Consider the following 16714-nt stretch of genomic DNA (forward strand, 5'->3'; position numbering starts at 1 on the left):
AGGAGGTCCTAAAATGTCACCTCATAATGATGATAATGGTTTAATGGATAAAGGAACCCCCCAAAAGGCAAAAGAGTTAACCAGGGAGGATGCGGTAGTAAAGAATTATCAATCCCAAACGGAAATTCATAGTGGTCCTGGAACAGGTCAAGAGAAAAAGATGGATGTGAAAACCATTGTACCACCAAAGAGAAAGAGTCAATGGGCAGAAGTTTGGAAACGATTGATTAAGAACAAAGCAGCTATTGTGGGAATGCTGATCATTGTAACCCTGATGCTTACTGCGATTTTTGCAGATTATATTGCACCGGTCCACTATGAAACACAAGATCTGGAGAATGTTCGGGTGGCGCCGAATTCCGATAACTGGTTTGGTACCGATAATTTTGGACGAGATATTTTCAGCCGGGTCGTCTATGGCAGTAGAATTTCGATTATGGTAGGTTTTATTGCCGTTGGTGTGGCAATGGTTGTCGGTGGAATCCTCGGCTCTATATCCGGGTACTACAGTGGTAGAATTGATAACGTCATCATGCGTTTAATGGATGTTTTGCTGGCCATTCCTGGAATATTACTGGCCATAGCCATAGCCGCAGCCCTAGGGCCAGGGCTTGTAAATGTCATGATTGCCGTAGGGATTGCATCGATACCCCGGTATGCTCGAATCGTTCGTGCCTCGGTACTTTCCCTTAGGGATCAGGAGTTTGTAGAGGCGGCAAAAGCCGTTGGAGCCAATGACTTTAGAATCATCACCAAATATATTTTGCCCAACTGTATGGCCCCTATTATTGTGCAGGGAACCCTAGGGGTTGCGGAAGCCATTCTTTCTGCAGCCGGCCTAAGTTTTATCGGCCTTGGTATTCAGCCGCCAACTCCTGAGTGGGGTGCGATGTTGTCTACGGCTCGAATATATATCCGAGATGCCTGGTGGATGGCCATTTTCCCAGGGCTTGCAATTATGTTTACCATCTTTGGTCTGAACCTGCTGGGGGATGGTCTTCGAGATGCATTGGATCCAAGGTTAAAAGGCTAAAGTCAAGGAAGGGAGTGTCGTACATGGCAAAAGATTTGTTGAAAGTAAAGGACTTGTCCATTCAATATAATACGGATGACGGGGTTGTAAAGGCCGTCGATCATATGACCTTTGAAATTGGCATAGGAGAAACCATTGGAATTGTTGGAGAAACTGGTGCGGGAAAAACCACAACGGCCCTAGGGATTATGCGATTGGTTCCAGCCCCTCCGGGAAAAATAGTCCAAGGGGAAATTCTCTTTAAAGGGGAAGACTTGCTGAAGAAAAAGGAAGAGGAAATGCGAAACATTCGAGGAAATAAAATTTCCATGATTTTTCAGGATCCCATGACTTCCTTGAATCCGGTCATGACTACGGAAGATCAAGTTGCCGAGGTGATTTTACTTCACCAAAAGGCAAATCAAAAAGAAGCTTTGGAAAAGGCCAGAGACATGATTGAAACCGTAGGTATCCCAAGGGAACGTGGCAAAGAGTATCCCCATCAATTCAGTGGTGGCATGAGGCAACGTATTGTCATTGCGATTGCCCTTGCCTGTAATCCAGAGCTGTTGATCGCAGATGAACCCACCACGGCATTGGATGTAACCATCCAAGCTCAGGTTTTGAAACTCATGAAACGACTGAAAGACGAATTTGAAACATCCATGATCATGATCACACATGACCTGGGAGTAGTGGCAAATATTTGTGATAAAGTAGCCATTATGTATACGGGATACGTGGTGGAATATGCCAAAGTAAGCGATCTGTTCGAAAGGCCATTGCACCCTTATACGGAAGGGTTGTTCGGTTCTATTCCCAATGTCGAAGAGGATGAAAAGCGGTTAAAGCCCATAAAAGGGTTGATGCCGGATCCAACGGAAATTCCTGAAGGATGTCCATTTAATCCACGATGTCCTAAGGCCATGGACATTTGCAGAAAAGTACTGCCGGATAGAGCGGAAGTGAAAGAAGGGCATTTTGTCAATTGTCATCTGTATCCGGCAGAACAATACAGAAAGTAGGAGGTGAAAGGAATGTTGAAAAATATTTTAGAAGTAAAAAATCTGAAAAAATATTTTAAAACCCCGAAAGGAATGCTTCATGCCGTAGATGACGTCAGCTTTTTTATCAAAGAAGGAGAAACCTTAGGCCTCGTAGGCGAGTCTGGTTGCGGAAAATCCACTACGGGTCGGGCCATACTGCGACTGGTTGAACCCACAGCGGGAGAAGTAAACTTTGAGGGAAGAAACATTGTGGATTTTAACGGATCCCAGATGCGTGAAGCTCGAAAGAATATGCAAATCATCTTTCAAGACCCCTATGCATCCCTGAATCCAAGAATGAACCTGGGGCAAATTATTTCCGAGCCTCTTTTAATCAATAAAGTATTCAAGGATCGAAAAAAAGTGACGGATCGGGTGAAGGAGTTAATGGATACGGTTGGTCTGACCCCAAGACTCCTAAATGCCTTTCCTCATGAGCTTGATGGTGGAAGACGTCAACGGGTGGGTGTGGCCAGAGCGCTGGCCCTAAATCCCAAGTTCATCGTTCAGGATGAGCCGGTATCCGCTCTGGATGTATCGATTCAAGCCCAAATTCTTAATCTAATGCAGGATATCCAGGAGGAACTGGGTCTTACGTATCTCTTCATTTCCCATGATTTGAGCGTGGTGAAACATGTGAGTGATCGAATTGCGGTGATGTACCTTGGGAAAGTAGTGGAGCTTTCTGAATACAACGCTATTTTCAAAAATCCCTTGCATCCCTATACCCAAGCCTTGTTGTCGGCCATACCAGTACCCAGGGTAGATGCACCGGATAATATGATTATTCTTGAAGGGGACGTACCAAGCCCTATAAATCCTCCGGAAGGCTGCCGTTTTTACGGTCGATGTCGACATCGACAGGATATTTGTAAAACAAAGACCCCGGAGTTAAGGGAGTATGAACCTGAGCGATTTGTGTTATGCCATTTAGTGGAAGAATTACAAAAATAACGGAATGGTTTACAAAGAGCAGAGACTCTTTTCCAAGCTGTATATTTTTGATGAAAAGGGCTCCTGACCACAAAATTGAGCTCTTTTCTCTTTTTTGATCTTTGCCCATGGGGGAGGAAAATTTCAATGTCCAACCAATACGATTACACAAAAATTCCGAGGCTTTCCACAGTGCTTTGGCTTGTTACCAAAGAAGGCCTGTTGGCGACACTGATTGCTGCTGTCATGGGAGCTGTCTATGGTTTTTTCTTGTCTCAGGAACCTTTACGGCAACTGGCAAACAATGCTATTTTCTTAATGGGAGTCGTTTTAGGCTGCTATGCTCTTTTTTTTGGTATCCAGCGGGATAAAAAAATCTTCAAAAACATGTTTCACAGCCATCTAAAAGAACAGTATTTGGAGAAACTCTCTCTTCGAAAAGAAAGGGCCATTCATTTTTATCGAGCCTTCGTGGTTTTTATGATGGCGATCCTTTTGGATCTGGTTCTGTTTTTTTGCAACTAATAGAGAAAATCTACGTCTATATGGGTAATAGAAGAAAAAGCCGCACGGAATTTAAAGGAGGAGAGAGTGGGATGATTGGGAATCGAAAGAAAATTGGACTTCTGTTGTTTTTGTTTTTAGTTTGGCTGCTACCGCACTCGAGTATTGGCGTAGAGGCTGAAGAAGTCACTGGAATTGAAAAACTCAGTGGTTTTGATGAGCTGATCACCTTGTTGGAAGAGCAGATGATTCATGACGGCTATCGACATGTTAGTGAACCGGAGATGATTATGAAGGATGCTATGGAAGCGGCACCAGCAGAAGAAAGTGCCGGAAGTCAGCCAGCAGAACATTCGGTTACGAATATCCAGGTGGAAGGTGTTGATGAAGGGGATGTAGTCAAAACCGACGGTCAATACCTTTATCGGGCGGAGGCGAATCGCATAGTCATTTTAAGTGTCGATCCGGATTCTCCAATGAAACAAACAGGCATTATCGAGGTAGAGGAAAACTTTCGAACCAGTGAGATTTATTTGGATGAAAACCAGCTAGTCGTTCTGGGAACAGGCCATCCAATACGACCCAAAGAGGATCCAGTTCTTTATGATTCAGCTTTGGATCAGGAAATGTCGGCATCAGATGTCCTCCCACAGATAGACGAAAGAATGATCTATCCCCCACCTTACTGGAACCGGCCTACTACCACCAGTGTACTAGTCTATGATGTAGAAAACCCGGCTGAACCAAGGCTTGAAAGAAAAGTTATCCTGGAAGGACGGTTGTTATCGTCCAGAAAAATTGATCAAGAACTTTACTTTGTTACGAACAGACACTTCGATTCCTACTGGATCATGCAGGATGCATCTGAAAAGGCAGAAACTCTGTTGAAACCGGTTTTTTCAGATTCGGCGCTGGAAAATGGAGCGTTGCAGCAAATTGATTTTGACCACATTGGGTATTTTCCCGGTGCAATCGAATCGAACTACATTACCGTGGCAGGTCTTCGGTTGGATAGACCGAATCAACCGGTGAATACAGATGTCTTTCTGGGTCGGGGAGACAATCTGTACGCTTCTCGGGAAAACCTCTATATGGCCATGGAAAAATGGGAAGATGGCGCATCGCAAACCGACTTATTTCGATTTGCATTAGAAGAAGGAACCATCGCCCATAAAGCTACAGGAAAGGTTCCTGGCAGGGTGCTGAATCAATTTTCCATGGATGAATTTGATCAGAGCTTTCGCATTGCTACTACCACTGGACAAATGTGGCGAACAGACGAGCAAACATCTAAAAATCATGTCTATGTGCTGGACATGAATCTGGAGCAAATTGGAGCCATTGAAGATATTGCACCGACAGAAAGAATCTATTCCGCCAGGTTTATGGGAGAACGGGCCTACTTGGTAACCTTTCGGGAAATTGATCCTTTTTATGTCATTGATCTTGCGGAACCGACAGCGCCAGAAATATTGGGATACCTTAAAATTCCAGGGTATAGTGATTACTTGCATCCCTACGATGAAAATCATATCCTTGGTTTTGGAAAAGAAGTATATGACGTTAAAGGCAATGCCATACCGGGAGGGTTCAAGATAGGCGTGTTTGATGTATCTAATGTGGAAGAGCCTATAGAAAAATTCAAGATAGAAATTGGTGATACCGGTACGGATTCAGCATTATTGCGAAATCACAAAGCATTACTTTTTTCAAAAGAAAAGGATATGATTGCTTTTCCCATTACCATTATGAAAAAAACGGCGGATAGCATGGAAAATCCATGGCAGTGGGGCCAGTTCACTTTTCAGGGAGCCCATATATACAGCCTTGATCTGGAGGAAGGCTTCCAGCTTAGCGCCAGTATTTCACACTTAAACTTGATAGATTATATGAAGGCAGGGCACTATTGGTATGGAAGTGAGAAAAACATCGACCGGATTCTGTACGTGGGGGATACCTTGATAACCACTTCGCCATATAAAGTGCAACGCCATCACCTAGGAAGTTTTCAATTACGGGATGAAGTGATCATTGGAGAATAGCGGTAGGGAAAGGGCAGGACAAGGGGATGCTTCTCTTGTCCTTTCCTCTTTTAAATGAGCGGAAAACAAAACGAAAAGCTATCGATATGAGACGAAAAGCTATCGATATGAAACCAAAAGCTATCCATATGCCACTAAATACTAAGCATTGATATCATTATCTGATGTTACTGTAGGATAGTAGTTGGCGATGTCAAGTGCTTTTAAAGAAGTTTTCTGGAAGGCTCTTAAAGATTTTCGGAGCACTAGGTTTCATTTCAGCAGGCTTCTATAACAAGGGAAGGGGTGCAGGTATTTTTATATATTGATTTATAGGCCTATTTAGGATAATGTGAGCGAAGGAGGGCGTGCTTCCGAAAGAAGTCCGAAAGCAATCTGAAAACGTCCCCTTGTCTCGGAGGTGAGAGCACAAGCATGGGAAAGAAGATGGTGGTGTTCGCTTTGATTTTTATCCTACTGATCGTTGGGTCGGTAGATATGATTTTAAGAACTGGTTACAATACTAATCTGAAAGAATTTTTTGGAATCAATGGAAGTCTGACAGAAGAAGAACGTGAATGGTTACAGGTCTATGGAGAAATTATTTATGGATCGGATCAATATGCACCTCCATTAAGGTTTCAGGATCCCAAAACCGGTCAGTACAAAGGAATTATCGTTGACTACATTAATGCCCTCTCTATTGAACTGGGAAAAGAGATACAGGTTCAACCGCTCGTATGGGAGGAAGCCTTGGCGAGTTTGGCGAAAGGTGAAACACAGATTGCGGATATGTACCCTTCGGAAGAAAGAGCAGAACATTTTTTATTTTCAAAACCAATTTATAATCAGCGGGGTATTATCCTGATACCAGTGGACAACGACCAGATTAAGCACTATGATCACTTGAAGGCTAAAACCGTAGCCGCACAAAAAGGTGATTATGTGAATGGGTTCCTAGAGAGTCGAGTAGAGCAAGTGACTTTCCGTCATGTGCCAAATTACAAAGAAGGAATTCGTCTATTAAAAAGTGGAGAAGTGGACGCCGTTGTGGGCGATGAACCGGTCATCAGCTTTATGCTGGATCAAATGGGCATCAGCGATGAATATAAAATTGCAGAAAATCCCCTTTACGAAATAGAGAGCGTTCTGGCTGTTCCAAAATCAGAGAAAAAACTTCTAAGCATTCTAAATAAAGGAATTGCAAGTCTGAATCAAAAAGAAACCATGACCGATATTCAACGTAAATGGTTTGGAATATCAGCCCCGTTTATTAAAGAAAGGGTTTCGGAGAGGACGGTTATCAGTGTAGGTGGGATTCTGTCCATTTTTGCCATAGCAATGCTCCTGATTTATGCATGGAACAACCAGTTAAAGAAAGAAGTGGAAAAAAGAACAGAGGAACTGTTTGTCAGTCGAAATGACTTAGAAACCACCTTTAATGGCTTAACTCATTTAATGGTGGTGGTTGATAAAGACTGTCGCATCTTAAATGTGAACAAAGCCTTTTGTGAATTGATACAGCACCCATCAGATAAAATTATCGGAAAGAATTGCAAGGATTACCCTGGCTTGCTTCATACCAGTTGCAATGAATGTCTGATGAAAAAGACCCTGATAAAAGAAAAAGACTTTCGGAAAGAAATGGAATACGACAATCGGATCTACGAAAAAACCACATTTCCGTTAAAGGATAAGGAAAGAAAAACAGAGCGGGTACTGATCATGATCAAAGACATGACAGACCTTAGGATAGGGGAACAACAGCTGTTACATGCCAATAAAATGGCAGCCATAGGCCAGTTGGCGGCAGGAGTAGCTCATGAAATCAGAAATCCTCTTGGTTTAATCCGAAGCTATTGTTATCTTTTAAAGGAAAATATCAGCATGCAGGATTCTTTGAATCAAAAAGCAATAGACGTTATTGAAAGTTCCGTAAAAAAATCCAGCAACGTGATTGATAATTTGCTTAACTTTTCAAGATTAACAGAAGATAAAAAAGAAAAGGTATATCTTCACGAAGTGATTGCAAATGTCATGAATCTGGAAAGTAAAGAAATGAAAAACCAAAACATCCAAAAAGAAGTTATTTGTCAGGTAGACAGCCAGTGTTATCTTAATCAGGAAGCAATGAAACACATACTGATTAATTTGATTTCCAATGCTATTGATGCAATGCCTGAAGGAGGCAGATTAACCATTGGCTGTGAAAAACAGCAAGATAGGTTGCTGCTATCCTGTTCCGATACCGGTGTTGGGATTGAACCAGAAAATCAAGAGAAAATATTCAATCCTTTTTTTACCACCAAAGCCATGGGAAAAGGAACTGGTCTCGGATTATATATTGTGTACAATGAAGTGAAAAAGATGGCAGGAAAGATACAGGTAGAAAGTGTCCCCGGAGAAGGTGCTACCTTCCGGATCAGTCTGCCGCTGGAAGGAGGCGAGGATGAAGATGGATCAGCGTAAGATGTTAACAGTACTGATTGTAGACGATGAAGAAGCATACAGAGAAGTGCTGCAGACAATCCTAGAAAAAAAAGGATATGAAACCGATACGGCTGCCAATGGAAAAGAAGCCTTGGAAAAGCTAAAGCAGAAAAACTATCACCTTGTATTAACGGACCTGATGATGGACGAAGTTAACGGCATGGAGCTGCTGGAGCAAATTAAAGCAAATTATAGTGATACGGAAGTGATCATGGTTACAGGCTACGGAACCATTCAAAACGCAGTGGAAGCAATGAAAAAGGGAGCTTTCACCTATTTTATCAAAGGCCATGATACAGAAGCCTTGCTGATAGAAATTCGAAAAATCGAGCGATTTGCTTCCTTAGAAAGTGAAAATGAAAGGCTGAGAAGTCTGCGGCCTTCCGTTAGCTGTATGGCCAATACAAAAAATAAAAAATTTCAAAAAGTATTAGAAATGGCTGAAAAAGCGGCACAGAGCAATATTAACATTCTGATTTTAGGCGAATCCGGTGTGGGAAAAGAAGTAATGGCTGATTATATTCATCATTGCAGCAAACGAAAAAATCATGGTTCTATGGCGGTTAGCTGTCATGCTCTTTCTGAAAACATGCTGGAATCAGAGCTTTTTGGACATGAAAAAGGCTCGTTTACAGGGGCCATCGAAAGGCGAAAAGGAAGGTTTGAGGCGGCTCATGGAGGCACGTTGTTCTTAGATGAAATCGGTGAACTTTCCCTGAACACCCAGGCAAAATTGTTAAGAGCCATTGAAACAAGAAAAATTGAAAGAATAGGCAGTAACAAAGGAATTGATGTTGATTTTCGCTTGATCTGTGCAACCAACCGAGATCTTCACAGGGCCGTTGAAGAAGGAATTTTTCGGGAAGATCTTTTTTTTCGGATCAGTTCCATTACGATGGAAATTCCACCCTTAAGAGATCGAAAAGAAGATATTCCTGATCTGATCAACTATTTTGTGCAGGCATCAGAAAAGGAAATGAAAAAGAAAATCCACCGGATTGAAGCGAGCGTGATGGATTTTTTGCTCACCTATCCTTATCCGGGAAACATTCGGGAATTGAAAAATATAGTAGAGCGACTGGTTGTTTTATCAACGGAAGGAGTTATTAAAGAAGCTGAATTACCTGAAGTTCGAAGCAATGATGGGGCAAAGAGGAAGACAGCTTCCAGTATCATCAAACCACTAAAAGATGTCCGAAAAGAATTTGAAGCCCGTTATATTGAAGAGGTGTTGATGCTTTGCAATCAGAATATTTCGGAAGCAGCAAAAAAACTTCATGTTAGCCGAAGACAGCTGTTCAATAAAATCACAGAGTATGGGTTAAAATAAGTCGGAGAGATACCATACAGGAAAAAAATTTCCTACATGGCAAAAAACTTCCACCCAAGATGGAAAAAATTTTCCACCTAACAGGCGTGTCCTTTCAGGATACACCTGTTTTTTATATCCAAAGTATTGGAAAAGTGGGTTGTTGGAAAATATTCTGAACTGGCATAAAATTTGCATATTCTATAAGCGGAATGCTTAGCAATGGTAGTCATCGAATAAAGCATTCTGTGTCAATAGATCCTAAAGAAGAAAGGGCTCTGGCAGTGAAAGGAGGATTGTATGAAGAAAACCGGTCTTGGTAGCGATCTATCGATAGGCTGATCTCAAAACGAGGGTGAAGAAAAAGGGTTAAGGTAAAAGCGGAATCCTTAAGATACAAGGTGAAGGGGGAGGAAAATGACAGAAAAAAATGAAATGTTACCAAAGATGTGGCAAGTGCTGTTTGTGTTAGGTGGATTTTTAGTGTTGGCCTTTATTTTTATTTCTTCTGGAATTGGTGTTCAACTGGCTCTTTTTGGTGGCTGGTTCCTGGCGTTTGCCGTTGGAAAATCGATGGGGATGGCCTATGCTGATATGGAAAAAGCAGCCATCAAAGGGATTGCTAATGGAATGAACGCCATTTTGATTTTGCTTACAGTGGGAGCGCTGATCGGCACCTGGATTTCAGGTGGTATTGTCCCCAGCTTCATTTATTATGGACTTCAAACCATCCATCCGTCCATTTTCTTATTAGCGACCTTATTGATAACATCCATTACCTCTCTTACAACAGGCACCTCCTGGGGTTCGGCAGGAACCGCCGGAATTGCTATGATGGGTATTGGTGCCGGTCTGGGAATGCCCCCGGCTTTAACCGCCGGTGCCGTGCTTTCCGGTGCATACTTTGGAGATAAACTTTCTCCGGTGTCCGACAGCACGATTCTAACAGCAACCATGTCGAATGTAGACGTTATTGATCACGTGAAGGCAATGATTCCGGTTACGGTACCGGCCTATGTGATCACATCCATCGCTTTTACCATTGTGGGCTTTCGTTATAGTGATGGTGCGGCTGATTTAAGCCAGGTAGAAACCGTTATGGGATCGATTAGTACCATCTTTAATGTGAATCTGTTTTCGTTAATTCCCATGGCGCTGATCATCGCGTTATTGGTAATGAAAAAGCCGGCTATTCCAGTGATTGCTTTTGGTGCATTTTTGGGAGTTGTGTGGGGAGTTGTTTTTCAAGGATTACCGGCCACGGTAGCGCTAACAACTGCTTGGGCACAAATTCCACAGGATACAGGCCTTGAATTTATTGATAATATTCTTAGTAGAGGTGGAATGGCATCGATGTTGGGCTCGCTTGTTATTATTATCTTTGGATTAGGCTTTGGAGGATTATTAGGAGAAATTGGAGTCTTGAAAAAGCTAACAAGAGTATTGCTGGATAAGTGGGTGACAAATGCCGGAACGGCTTCGGTGGCTACCATTATCACCGGATTTTTTGGAAATTTCTTTGGAAGTGGCATGTACGTTGCCTTGATTCTGACCCCTAAAATCATGAGTGAAAAAATAGATGAACTAGGGCTAGATCGCCGCGTACTTTCAAGAAATTCAGAGTTTGGATCAACCTTAACCTCTGGGATGGTGCCATGGAGTGACAATGGAGTATACATGGCGGGCATCTTAGGAGTTTCCACATTAGAGTATTTACCCTTTATGTGGTTGGCTTTTTCCTGTATTATTATCAGCATCATCTATGGATTTACAAACCGATTTCTATATGATTCCGTCATGAAAGAGAGCTAAGCTGGATTCACAAAAAACGAAAGAAAACGAAAAAAGAAAAAACGCCTCGTGCACATCTTTTATGATGCTGTCGAAAGGCGTTTTTTTTACAAAGTTTTTTCAAACCTTTAGCTTATGGTGATGCCTTAGGTAAAGATACTCACAAAGAATAGGAAGAAGGCCGATAAACACTAAGGTGATAAGGATATTAATATTAAAAAAATCTGAGGGCTGCTGTATTTCTGAAAGCTGTAAGCCAGCATTGGTAAATAAAAGAACTCCGGGCACAATGCTTATCAAACTCACCCGGAAATAAGTGCTAGCCTTCATAGGAGTGAGGGCGAAAAAAGAATTAATCACCACAGAAGGGGTAAATTCTGATAACCGCAGGAAAAACAGTAAGCTGCTGCCATAACGAAGGTCTAAAGTGTCAATATACTGGAACTGTTTTTTGAATTGATTTTTCAATGGCTCTTTGAAAAAATACCGTGTCAGCAAAAAGGCGACTAAGACACCTGAACTGACAGCCAACAGCACCAGCAAAGAGCCAATATAAAATCCAAAAAGAGCACCGGCTAAGAGTGTTAGCACCCCGGTTCCCGGAATCGAGACAACCGCAAAGAAAAATCGTACCAGGAAAAAAATAAGCATTGCTAAAAAGAGATGCTGATCAACAAAATGGGAGAAACTTTTATAGTTGCTTTGTGACCAGTGAAACAGGTCTATAGGATTTCTTAAGTGGAAAGAAAAGGCTGAGAATAGAGCGAGAGCAAAGAATCCTTGGAAAATCTTTTTGCCATTTAGATGTAAGGACATATCGATCACCTTCTTTTCTTACTATCAATGAATAGGGCTGCAAAGGGAATTGTAAATGCAAATGATTCGCAATTACAATTTAAGAATACCATGCTTTTTGTAAAAAGTAAATAGTTTCTTCCAGAGTCATGTTTATTATTTTTTTTCGCATAGGTGACATTTTACCAGAATAAATGTCACATGACATAATCATAGCATCATCACAATAACCGACTACATTTATTGACAGAGAATGGATGTTGCTTTACAATGAAAACAAGACTAATGAATATCATTATCGATCATTTCGGAAAATGCTTCCAAAAGGCATTATTGAAAATGCTTCTAAAAGGCATTATTAAGGAAGGAAGTGGCTTCGTATGGCGAAGAGTAACAGTTGCTGCTGTGAAACAAATCATAAGGTGAGTCAAGATTTATCCTGCTCAGGTCGCTCGTTAAGACAGCTGGCATGTGGTGAACAGTGTACCATTGTGAATGTACCGTCGGATTCCTATTTAGCTTCTTTGGGATTTAGAATCAATAAGACAGTCACCGTGATGGCTAAAGGGATCCTGAATGGGCCAATTCTCTGTTGTATCGATGGTAGAAACATTGCCTTAGGGCAGGAAGTCGCACAGAGGATTCAAGTAGAGTATTAAAGAAATCTGGTATGGTATTAAGAAACCTGTAGGGTAGTAGGGATAAAAAAAGAAATAGAAACACACATAGTTACATCAATATATGTTGATTTTTCAATGTGTATTGATGTTTTCCTGTTTAGGAAGAAAATCCTGATACAGGAGTGGAGGTTGTTTTGTGAAGAAACTATTTAAGTCATTGGAAAAAACCGTCGGTGCATTTTATCCTACCTTTTGTCTTTATCATTATTTGTATAAGCCTGTGGTGGAAAAAGAAGTGGAATTGGCTGGGATCACAAAAGAAGACACTGTTCTTAATATTGGCTGTGGAGCCATTCCTTTTACAGCTTTGCATATCGTTCAAATGACAGGAGCAAAGGTGATTGCCCTGGATAAAGATCCGGAAGCTGTCCGCATGGCTCAGCACTATCTGAAAAAGTATGGGCTTGATAAAAATATAGAAATACGAGTAGGGAATGGTTCGCCAGAAAAACTGCCATCTTTTACCGTAGCGCTTATTGCCCTGCACATAAAGGACAAAGAACAAATGCTGAAAAACCTTAAAAACGTTGGCAGCGATGGTGGGAGAATTGTCTTTCGACAACCGGTGGAAGCATATAGGGAAGAGTACGGTGGTTTGTGTCATCTGGATGAAGTTCATGGGAAAGTGTTTCAGAACATGAAAACCTTCAAACAATCTTATTTGTTTGTCCTTTCTTCCAAAGGATCCTCACAACGAAGAGGAGGCGAAACAAGTTGAAGAAAACCTTATTACTGATCTTAGGAGTTGTTTTATGTATTGGCCTTATGTTGATGCTAGGTTGGGAGGACGTTTACGAAGTAATCAGTCGTATAACTTTCCTACAGCTTTTCTGGTTGACAATGTTGCAGCTGGGAACCCTTTTTGCTACCAGTTATCTATTGCATTATCTGCTGAAACAGAAATCTCCCAAGGTTTCTCTCGGGAGTGTTTTTGGCATCAATCTTGCGGGAGCTTTTGTAGAAAGTGTTACACCATCAGTAAAACTAGGTGGAGAAGCCTTGAAAGTATATTTAATGCAAAAAGAGACTGGTTTGGAATATACACAGCTTACAGCGATTACTTTCTTAAGTAAGTTTTTTTCCATGATGCCTTTTTTGCTGATTAGCTTAGCGACTTTGATAGTGGCTTTTTTTAGCATAGACCTGCCACTTTTTGTCTATTTAGCCTTTTTAGGATTTTTACTGTTTTTAGGATGCTTCTTCCTGTTCTTTAATTTACAGACAATCCATGCCCGTGCCACTCCAAAAGGAACTTTCAAAGACATCAAAACCTATCCTCCTTTTTTTGAAAAAATCATAAAAAAGATCAAAAAAGCCTACCACTTTATGATAGAAACCTCTCAACATTCTAAAACCATTATCAAAGACACTCGTAAAAGGGTCTTTCTGTTTAGTATTGCTTTTATGGTATGGGCACTATATCCCGTTAAAGTCTATCTGGTGGCTAGAATGCTGGGATACAACCTGAATCAGGTGGTGGTGATTATCTCAACCTACACAGCTTACCTAGTGAGTATGATCCCCTTGCTGCCGGGAGGTTTGGCCACCTTCGAGGGAACCATGGCACTGGTGCTATCTTCTGAAGGAATCGCTTCTTATGAAGCTCTTTCCATTGCACTGACAACACGGGTGATCACCTTTTGGATTCCGTTAATGATATCTGGATGTGTGACCATCTATTATATCAATAAGGCAAAAGCTGAAAAATCCTTAAGCAACTCAAAAAAACTCAAAGCAGGTGATGCACGTTGAAGACGAGTCAACAAGACAAGCTAAACATCCTTATGATCGGTCAGCCTAATATTGGGAAAAGCGTGATGTTTAACAACCTCACAGGCTTGAACATTAGTGTAGCCAATTACGTAGGCACTACCGTGGAATTTACGGCAGGGGAAATGAAGCTAGGCCAACAAAAAGCCAATCTTATTGATGTTCCCGGAACCTATACCCTGGAAATCAATAACGAGGCTGAGCGGGTAGCTGTGGAAATGCTTCAGGGACGAATAAGTTCTAAAAAAATCAATCATTGCCATGAAGAAGGTGGCCTTCAGGACTTTAAAATAGATGAAAGACCTGATGGCGTGATCAGCATGATTGATGCACATCATCTGGAAAGCAGTTTATATCTGTTTTTTCAGGTGATGGAGTATCAAATACCCACCATTGTAGTGCTGAACCGAATGGATCTGATTAAGGATCGTGGAGAAAAAATAGATGTGGAACTACTTTCCAAAAGACTAGGGGTTCCTGTTATTCCAACCGTTGCCATCGATAAAGCTGGAGTGGATGTGGTGAAGGAAGCCCTGAGTCAAATGCTGTACACAGAAAATACCGAAAAAGAAACCAGCCGTACTCCAGCTATTTCTCATGAATATCGGGAAGAGCTTTGGAAAAAAGCAGAAGAAATTACCCAAGAAGTAAAAACCAAACCAGAAATTTCTCAAAAATCCACAAGAGAAATATGGGGAGAACGATTGGTAAGGCCATGGCCTGGCCTGCCTCTGGCAGGAATTATTCTCATGATTGTTTTTGGAATTGTTGTAGGTTTTGGAATGAGCCTTCGACGGTACTTGTTATTGCCATTATTCAGAAATATTATCATACCCGGGATTAGCCGAGTGATTGAAAGCTTTGTTCCTCAAGGATTTATTTTGGAAGTGTTAATCGGAGAGTATGGAATTTTTGTGAAAGGCTTAGAATGGCCTTTTACATTGGTACTGCCCTATGTGATTTCTTTTTATCTTGCCTTAAGCCTGATGGAAGATTGCGGTTACCTTCCAAGATTGGGCGCCTTGTTAGATGGGCTATTAAACAAATTAGGCTTGCCAGGCTCCAGCATGGTTCCTTTACTTTTGGGTTATGGCTGCGGAATACCGGCCATCATGGCTACCAGGCAGCTGAGCAGTCAAAAAGAACGCCTTACCGTAGCCACCATGGTATGCTTTGGAATTCCCTGCGTCGCCCAGACCGGTGCTTTTATCTCCCTATTGGCAGAACGATCCATTATAGGGTTGTTAATGATTTTTATCTTTTCTTTCTTAATAGTCTTTTTTGCCGGGATGGTTGTTTTTAAGATATTGCCTGGTAATCGACCCCATACCATACTGGAAATTCCAGAGCTGCTACTTCCAAGAGGTAAAGTGATCGCAAGTAAAGTATGGTCGAAAGTAAAGAATTATATTGGTGAAGGCGCATTACCTATGATGGCCATTGTTGGGGTTGCTGCCGTGTTTTATGAATCGGGTATAATGGAACGTATTGGAGAGTTTTTTAGCCCACTGGTAGTAGGGTGGTTGGGATTACCGGCGGAAGCATCGGTACCTTTAATACTCGGAATTCTTCGGCGGGAGCTGACGGTGGTGCCGCTGGTTGACATGGATCTGACCATGCTACAGCTTTTCACCGCCGCTGTCGTTGGACTGTTGTATGTTCCCTGCGTAGCAATTCTTGCTACCTTAGCAAGAGAATTCAATCTGAAGATTACGGCATTAATTCTGCTCTCCACCAGCACATTTGCCTTTCTTATCGGGGGCATCATCATGCGCATCGGATCACTATTTGTTTAACACAAAAATACGAGGAGAGCGTCTCTTTGTGCCGCCCCCTCGTGCACCTGATCATTAGTGACAATCGGATTTAGCGTCGATGCTTCGCCATTTAGTTGTTTCTTCAAACTGCCATTGATCCGGGCGAGTGACCCCATAAATAACTCGACTATGGCCAATAGCATAGCCAATAATACTGCCGAGAGTAGCAGGAACACCTAGTTGTAGACCTACCATTTCGATCAGCATGATGGCAGCCGCTACAGGAACATTGGCAACACTGGCTAGACTGGCAGCCATACCGGCAATTACCAAAGAAGCATTAAGACCGGCATCGGCAACTAAAATCGAAGAAAGCAAATTACCAGTAATGGCACCAAGAAATAAAGAAGGAATCACTAATCCTGCACTACCGCCAGACGCTACGGTGAAAGAAGTGGCTAACATTTTTCCTACTAATAGAAAGCACAAGAAAGCGATGGGAAAACTTCCGTTAATCATACCTTGAATCATAGCCGTTCCAGTTCCTCCAACGTCAGGCAAATAAAAAAGAAGGATTCCTGTTAAAATGCCACCAAGAATAGGATG

14 protein-coding genes are annotated in these 16714 nt (G+C 41.8%); 12 read left to right on the top strand and 2 right to left on the bottom strand.

Annotated elements, in window-relative coordinates; all coding sequences use genetic code 11:
- The first annotated feature begins 13 nt into the window (after positions 1-13).
- The 8 genes from BLV55_RS13120 to nhaC all read left to right on the top strand — a co-directional run bounded on the left by BLV55_RS13120 (position 14) and on the right by nhaC (position 11127).
- Entirely contained in the window at positions 14-1033 is a 1020-nt protein-coding gene (locus BLV55_RS13120; protein ID WP_330386631.1) for an ABC transporter permease, read from the top strand.
- Positions 1034-1056: 23 nt separating this feature from the next.
- Positions 1057-2037 (top strand): ABC transporter ATP-binding protein, encoded by a 981-nt coding sequence (locus tag BLV55_RS13125; RefSeq protein ID WP_093315202.1) that lies wholly within the window; start codon positions 1057-1059, stop codon positions 2035-2037.
- 12 nt (positions 2038-2049) lie between these two features.
- Positions 2050-3012 carry an ABC transporter ATP-binding protein gene (locus BLV55_RS13130; RefSeq protein ID WP_093315204.1) on the top strand — a complete coding sequence of 321 codons (963 nt, stop codon included), beginning with the start codon at positions 2050-2052 and terminating at the stop codon, positions 3010-3012.
- 126 nt (positions 3013-3138) lie between these two features.
- Positions 3139-3516 carry a hypothetical protein gene (locus BLV55_RS13135; protein ID WP_093315206.1) on the top strand — a complete coding sequence of 126 codons (378 nt, stop codon included), beginning with the start codon at positions 3139-3141 and terminating at the stop codon, positions 3514-3516.
- A gap of 71 nt (positions 3517-3587) precedes the next feature.
- On the top strand, positions 3588-5537 hold the full coding sequence (locus BLV55_RS13140) for a beta-propeller domain-containing protein (RefSeq protein WP_176968415.1): 1950 nt from the start codon (positions 3588-3590) through the stop codon (positions 5535-5537).
- 414 nt (positions 5538-5951) lie between these two features.
- Positions 5952-7985 carry an ATP-binding protein gene (locus BLV55_RS13145; RefSeq protein WP_093315210.1) on the top strand — a complete coding sequence of 678 codons (2034 nt, stop codon included), beginning with the start codon at positions 5952-5954 and terminating at the stop codon, positions 7983-7985.
- A complete protein-coding gene (locus tag BLV55_RS13150) occupies positions 7966-9336 on the top strand; it encodes a sigma-54-dependent transcriptional regulator (RefSeq protein WP_242870130.1) in 1371 nt (456 codons plus the stop codon). Before BLV55_RS13145 ends, BLV55_RS13150 begins: the two co-directional genes overlap by 20 nt.
- Positions 9337-9732: 396 nt before the next feature.
- Positions 9733-11127 (top strand): Na+/H+ antiporter NhaC, encoded by a 1395-nt coding sequence (gene nhaC, locus BLV55_RS13155; protein ID WP_093315212.1) that lies wholly within the window; start codon positions 9733-9735, stop codon positions 11125-11127.
- Positions 11128-11226: 99 nt separating this feature from the next.
- Here nhaC and BLV55_RS13160 read toward each other — a convergent pair whose 3' ends face one another.
- Complete coding sequence (locus tag BLV55_RS13160; protein WP_093315214.1) at positions 11227-11922, bottom strand: TVP38/TMEM64 family protein; 696 nt, start codon at positions 11920-11922, stop codon at positions 11227-11229.
- 359 nt (positions 11923-12281) lie between these two features.
- On the opposite strand from BLV55_RS13160, the gene BLV55_RS13165 reads away from it, so the two are divergent.
- The 4 genes from BLV55_RS13165 to BLV55_RS13180 all read left to right on the top strand — a co-directional run bounded on the left by BLV55_RS13165 (position 12282) and on the right by BLV55_RS13180 (position 16147).
- Positions 12282-12560, top strand: a complete 279-nt coding sequence (locus BLV55_RS13165) for a FeoA family protein (RefSeq protein WP_093315216.1) — start codon at positions 12282-12284, stop codon at positions 12558-12560.
- Between the two features lie 157 nt (positions 12561-12717).
- The gene (locus BLV55_RS13170; RefSeq protein ID WP_093315218.1) at positions 12718-13299 is read left to right on the top strand and encodes a class I SAM-dependent methyltransferase; all 582 of its coding nucleotides are present in this window, start codon (positions 12718-12720) and stop codon (positions 13297-13299) included.
- Positions 13296-14333: a lysylphosphatidylglycerol synthase transmembrane domain-containing protein gene (locus BLV55_RS13175; RefSeq protein ID WP_093315220.1), complete on the top strand. Its 1038-nt coding sequence runs from the start codon at positions 13296-13298 to the stop codon at positions 14331-14333. Before BLV55_RS13170 ends, BLV55_RS13175 begins: the two co-directional genes overlap by 4 nt.
- Positions 14330-16147 (top strand): ferrous iron transporter B, encoded by a 1818-nt coding sequence (locus tag BLV55_RS13180; RefSeq protein WP_207646083.1) that lies wholly within the window; start codon positions 14330-14332, stop codon positions 16145-16147. The genes BLV55_RS13175 and BLV55_RS13180 overlap by 4 nt, the downstream gene beginning before the upstream one ends.
- Positions 16148-16201: 54 nt before the next feature.
- Here the strand turns inward: BLV55_RS13180 and BLV55_RS13185 are convergent.
- A partial coding sequence (locus tag BLV55_RS13185) for a chloride channel protein (protein ID WP_143033220.1) occupies positions 16202-16714 on the bottom strand: 513 nt, incomplete at its 5' end.

It is taken from the genome of Tindallia californiensis (assembly GCF_900107405.1).
Lineage (GTDB): Bacteria > Bacillota > Clostridia > Peptostreptococcales > Tindalliaceae > Tindallia > Tindallia californiensis.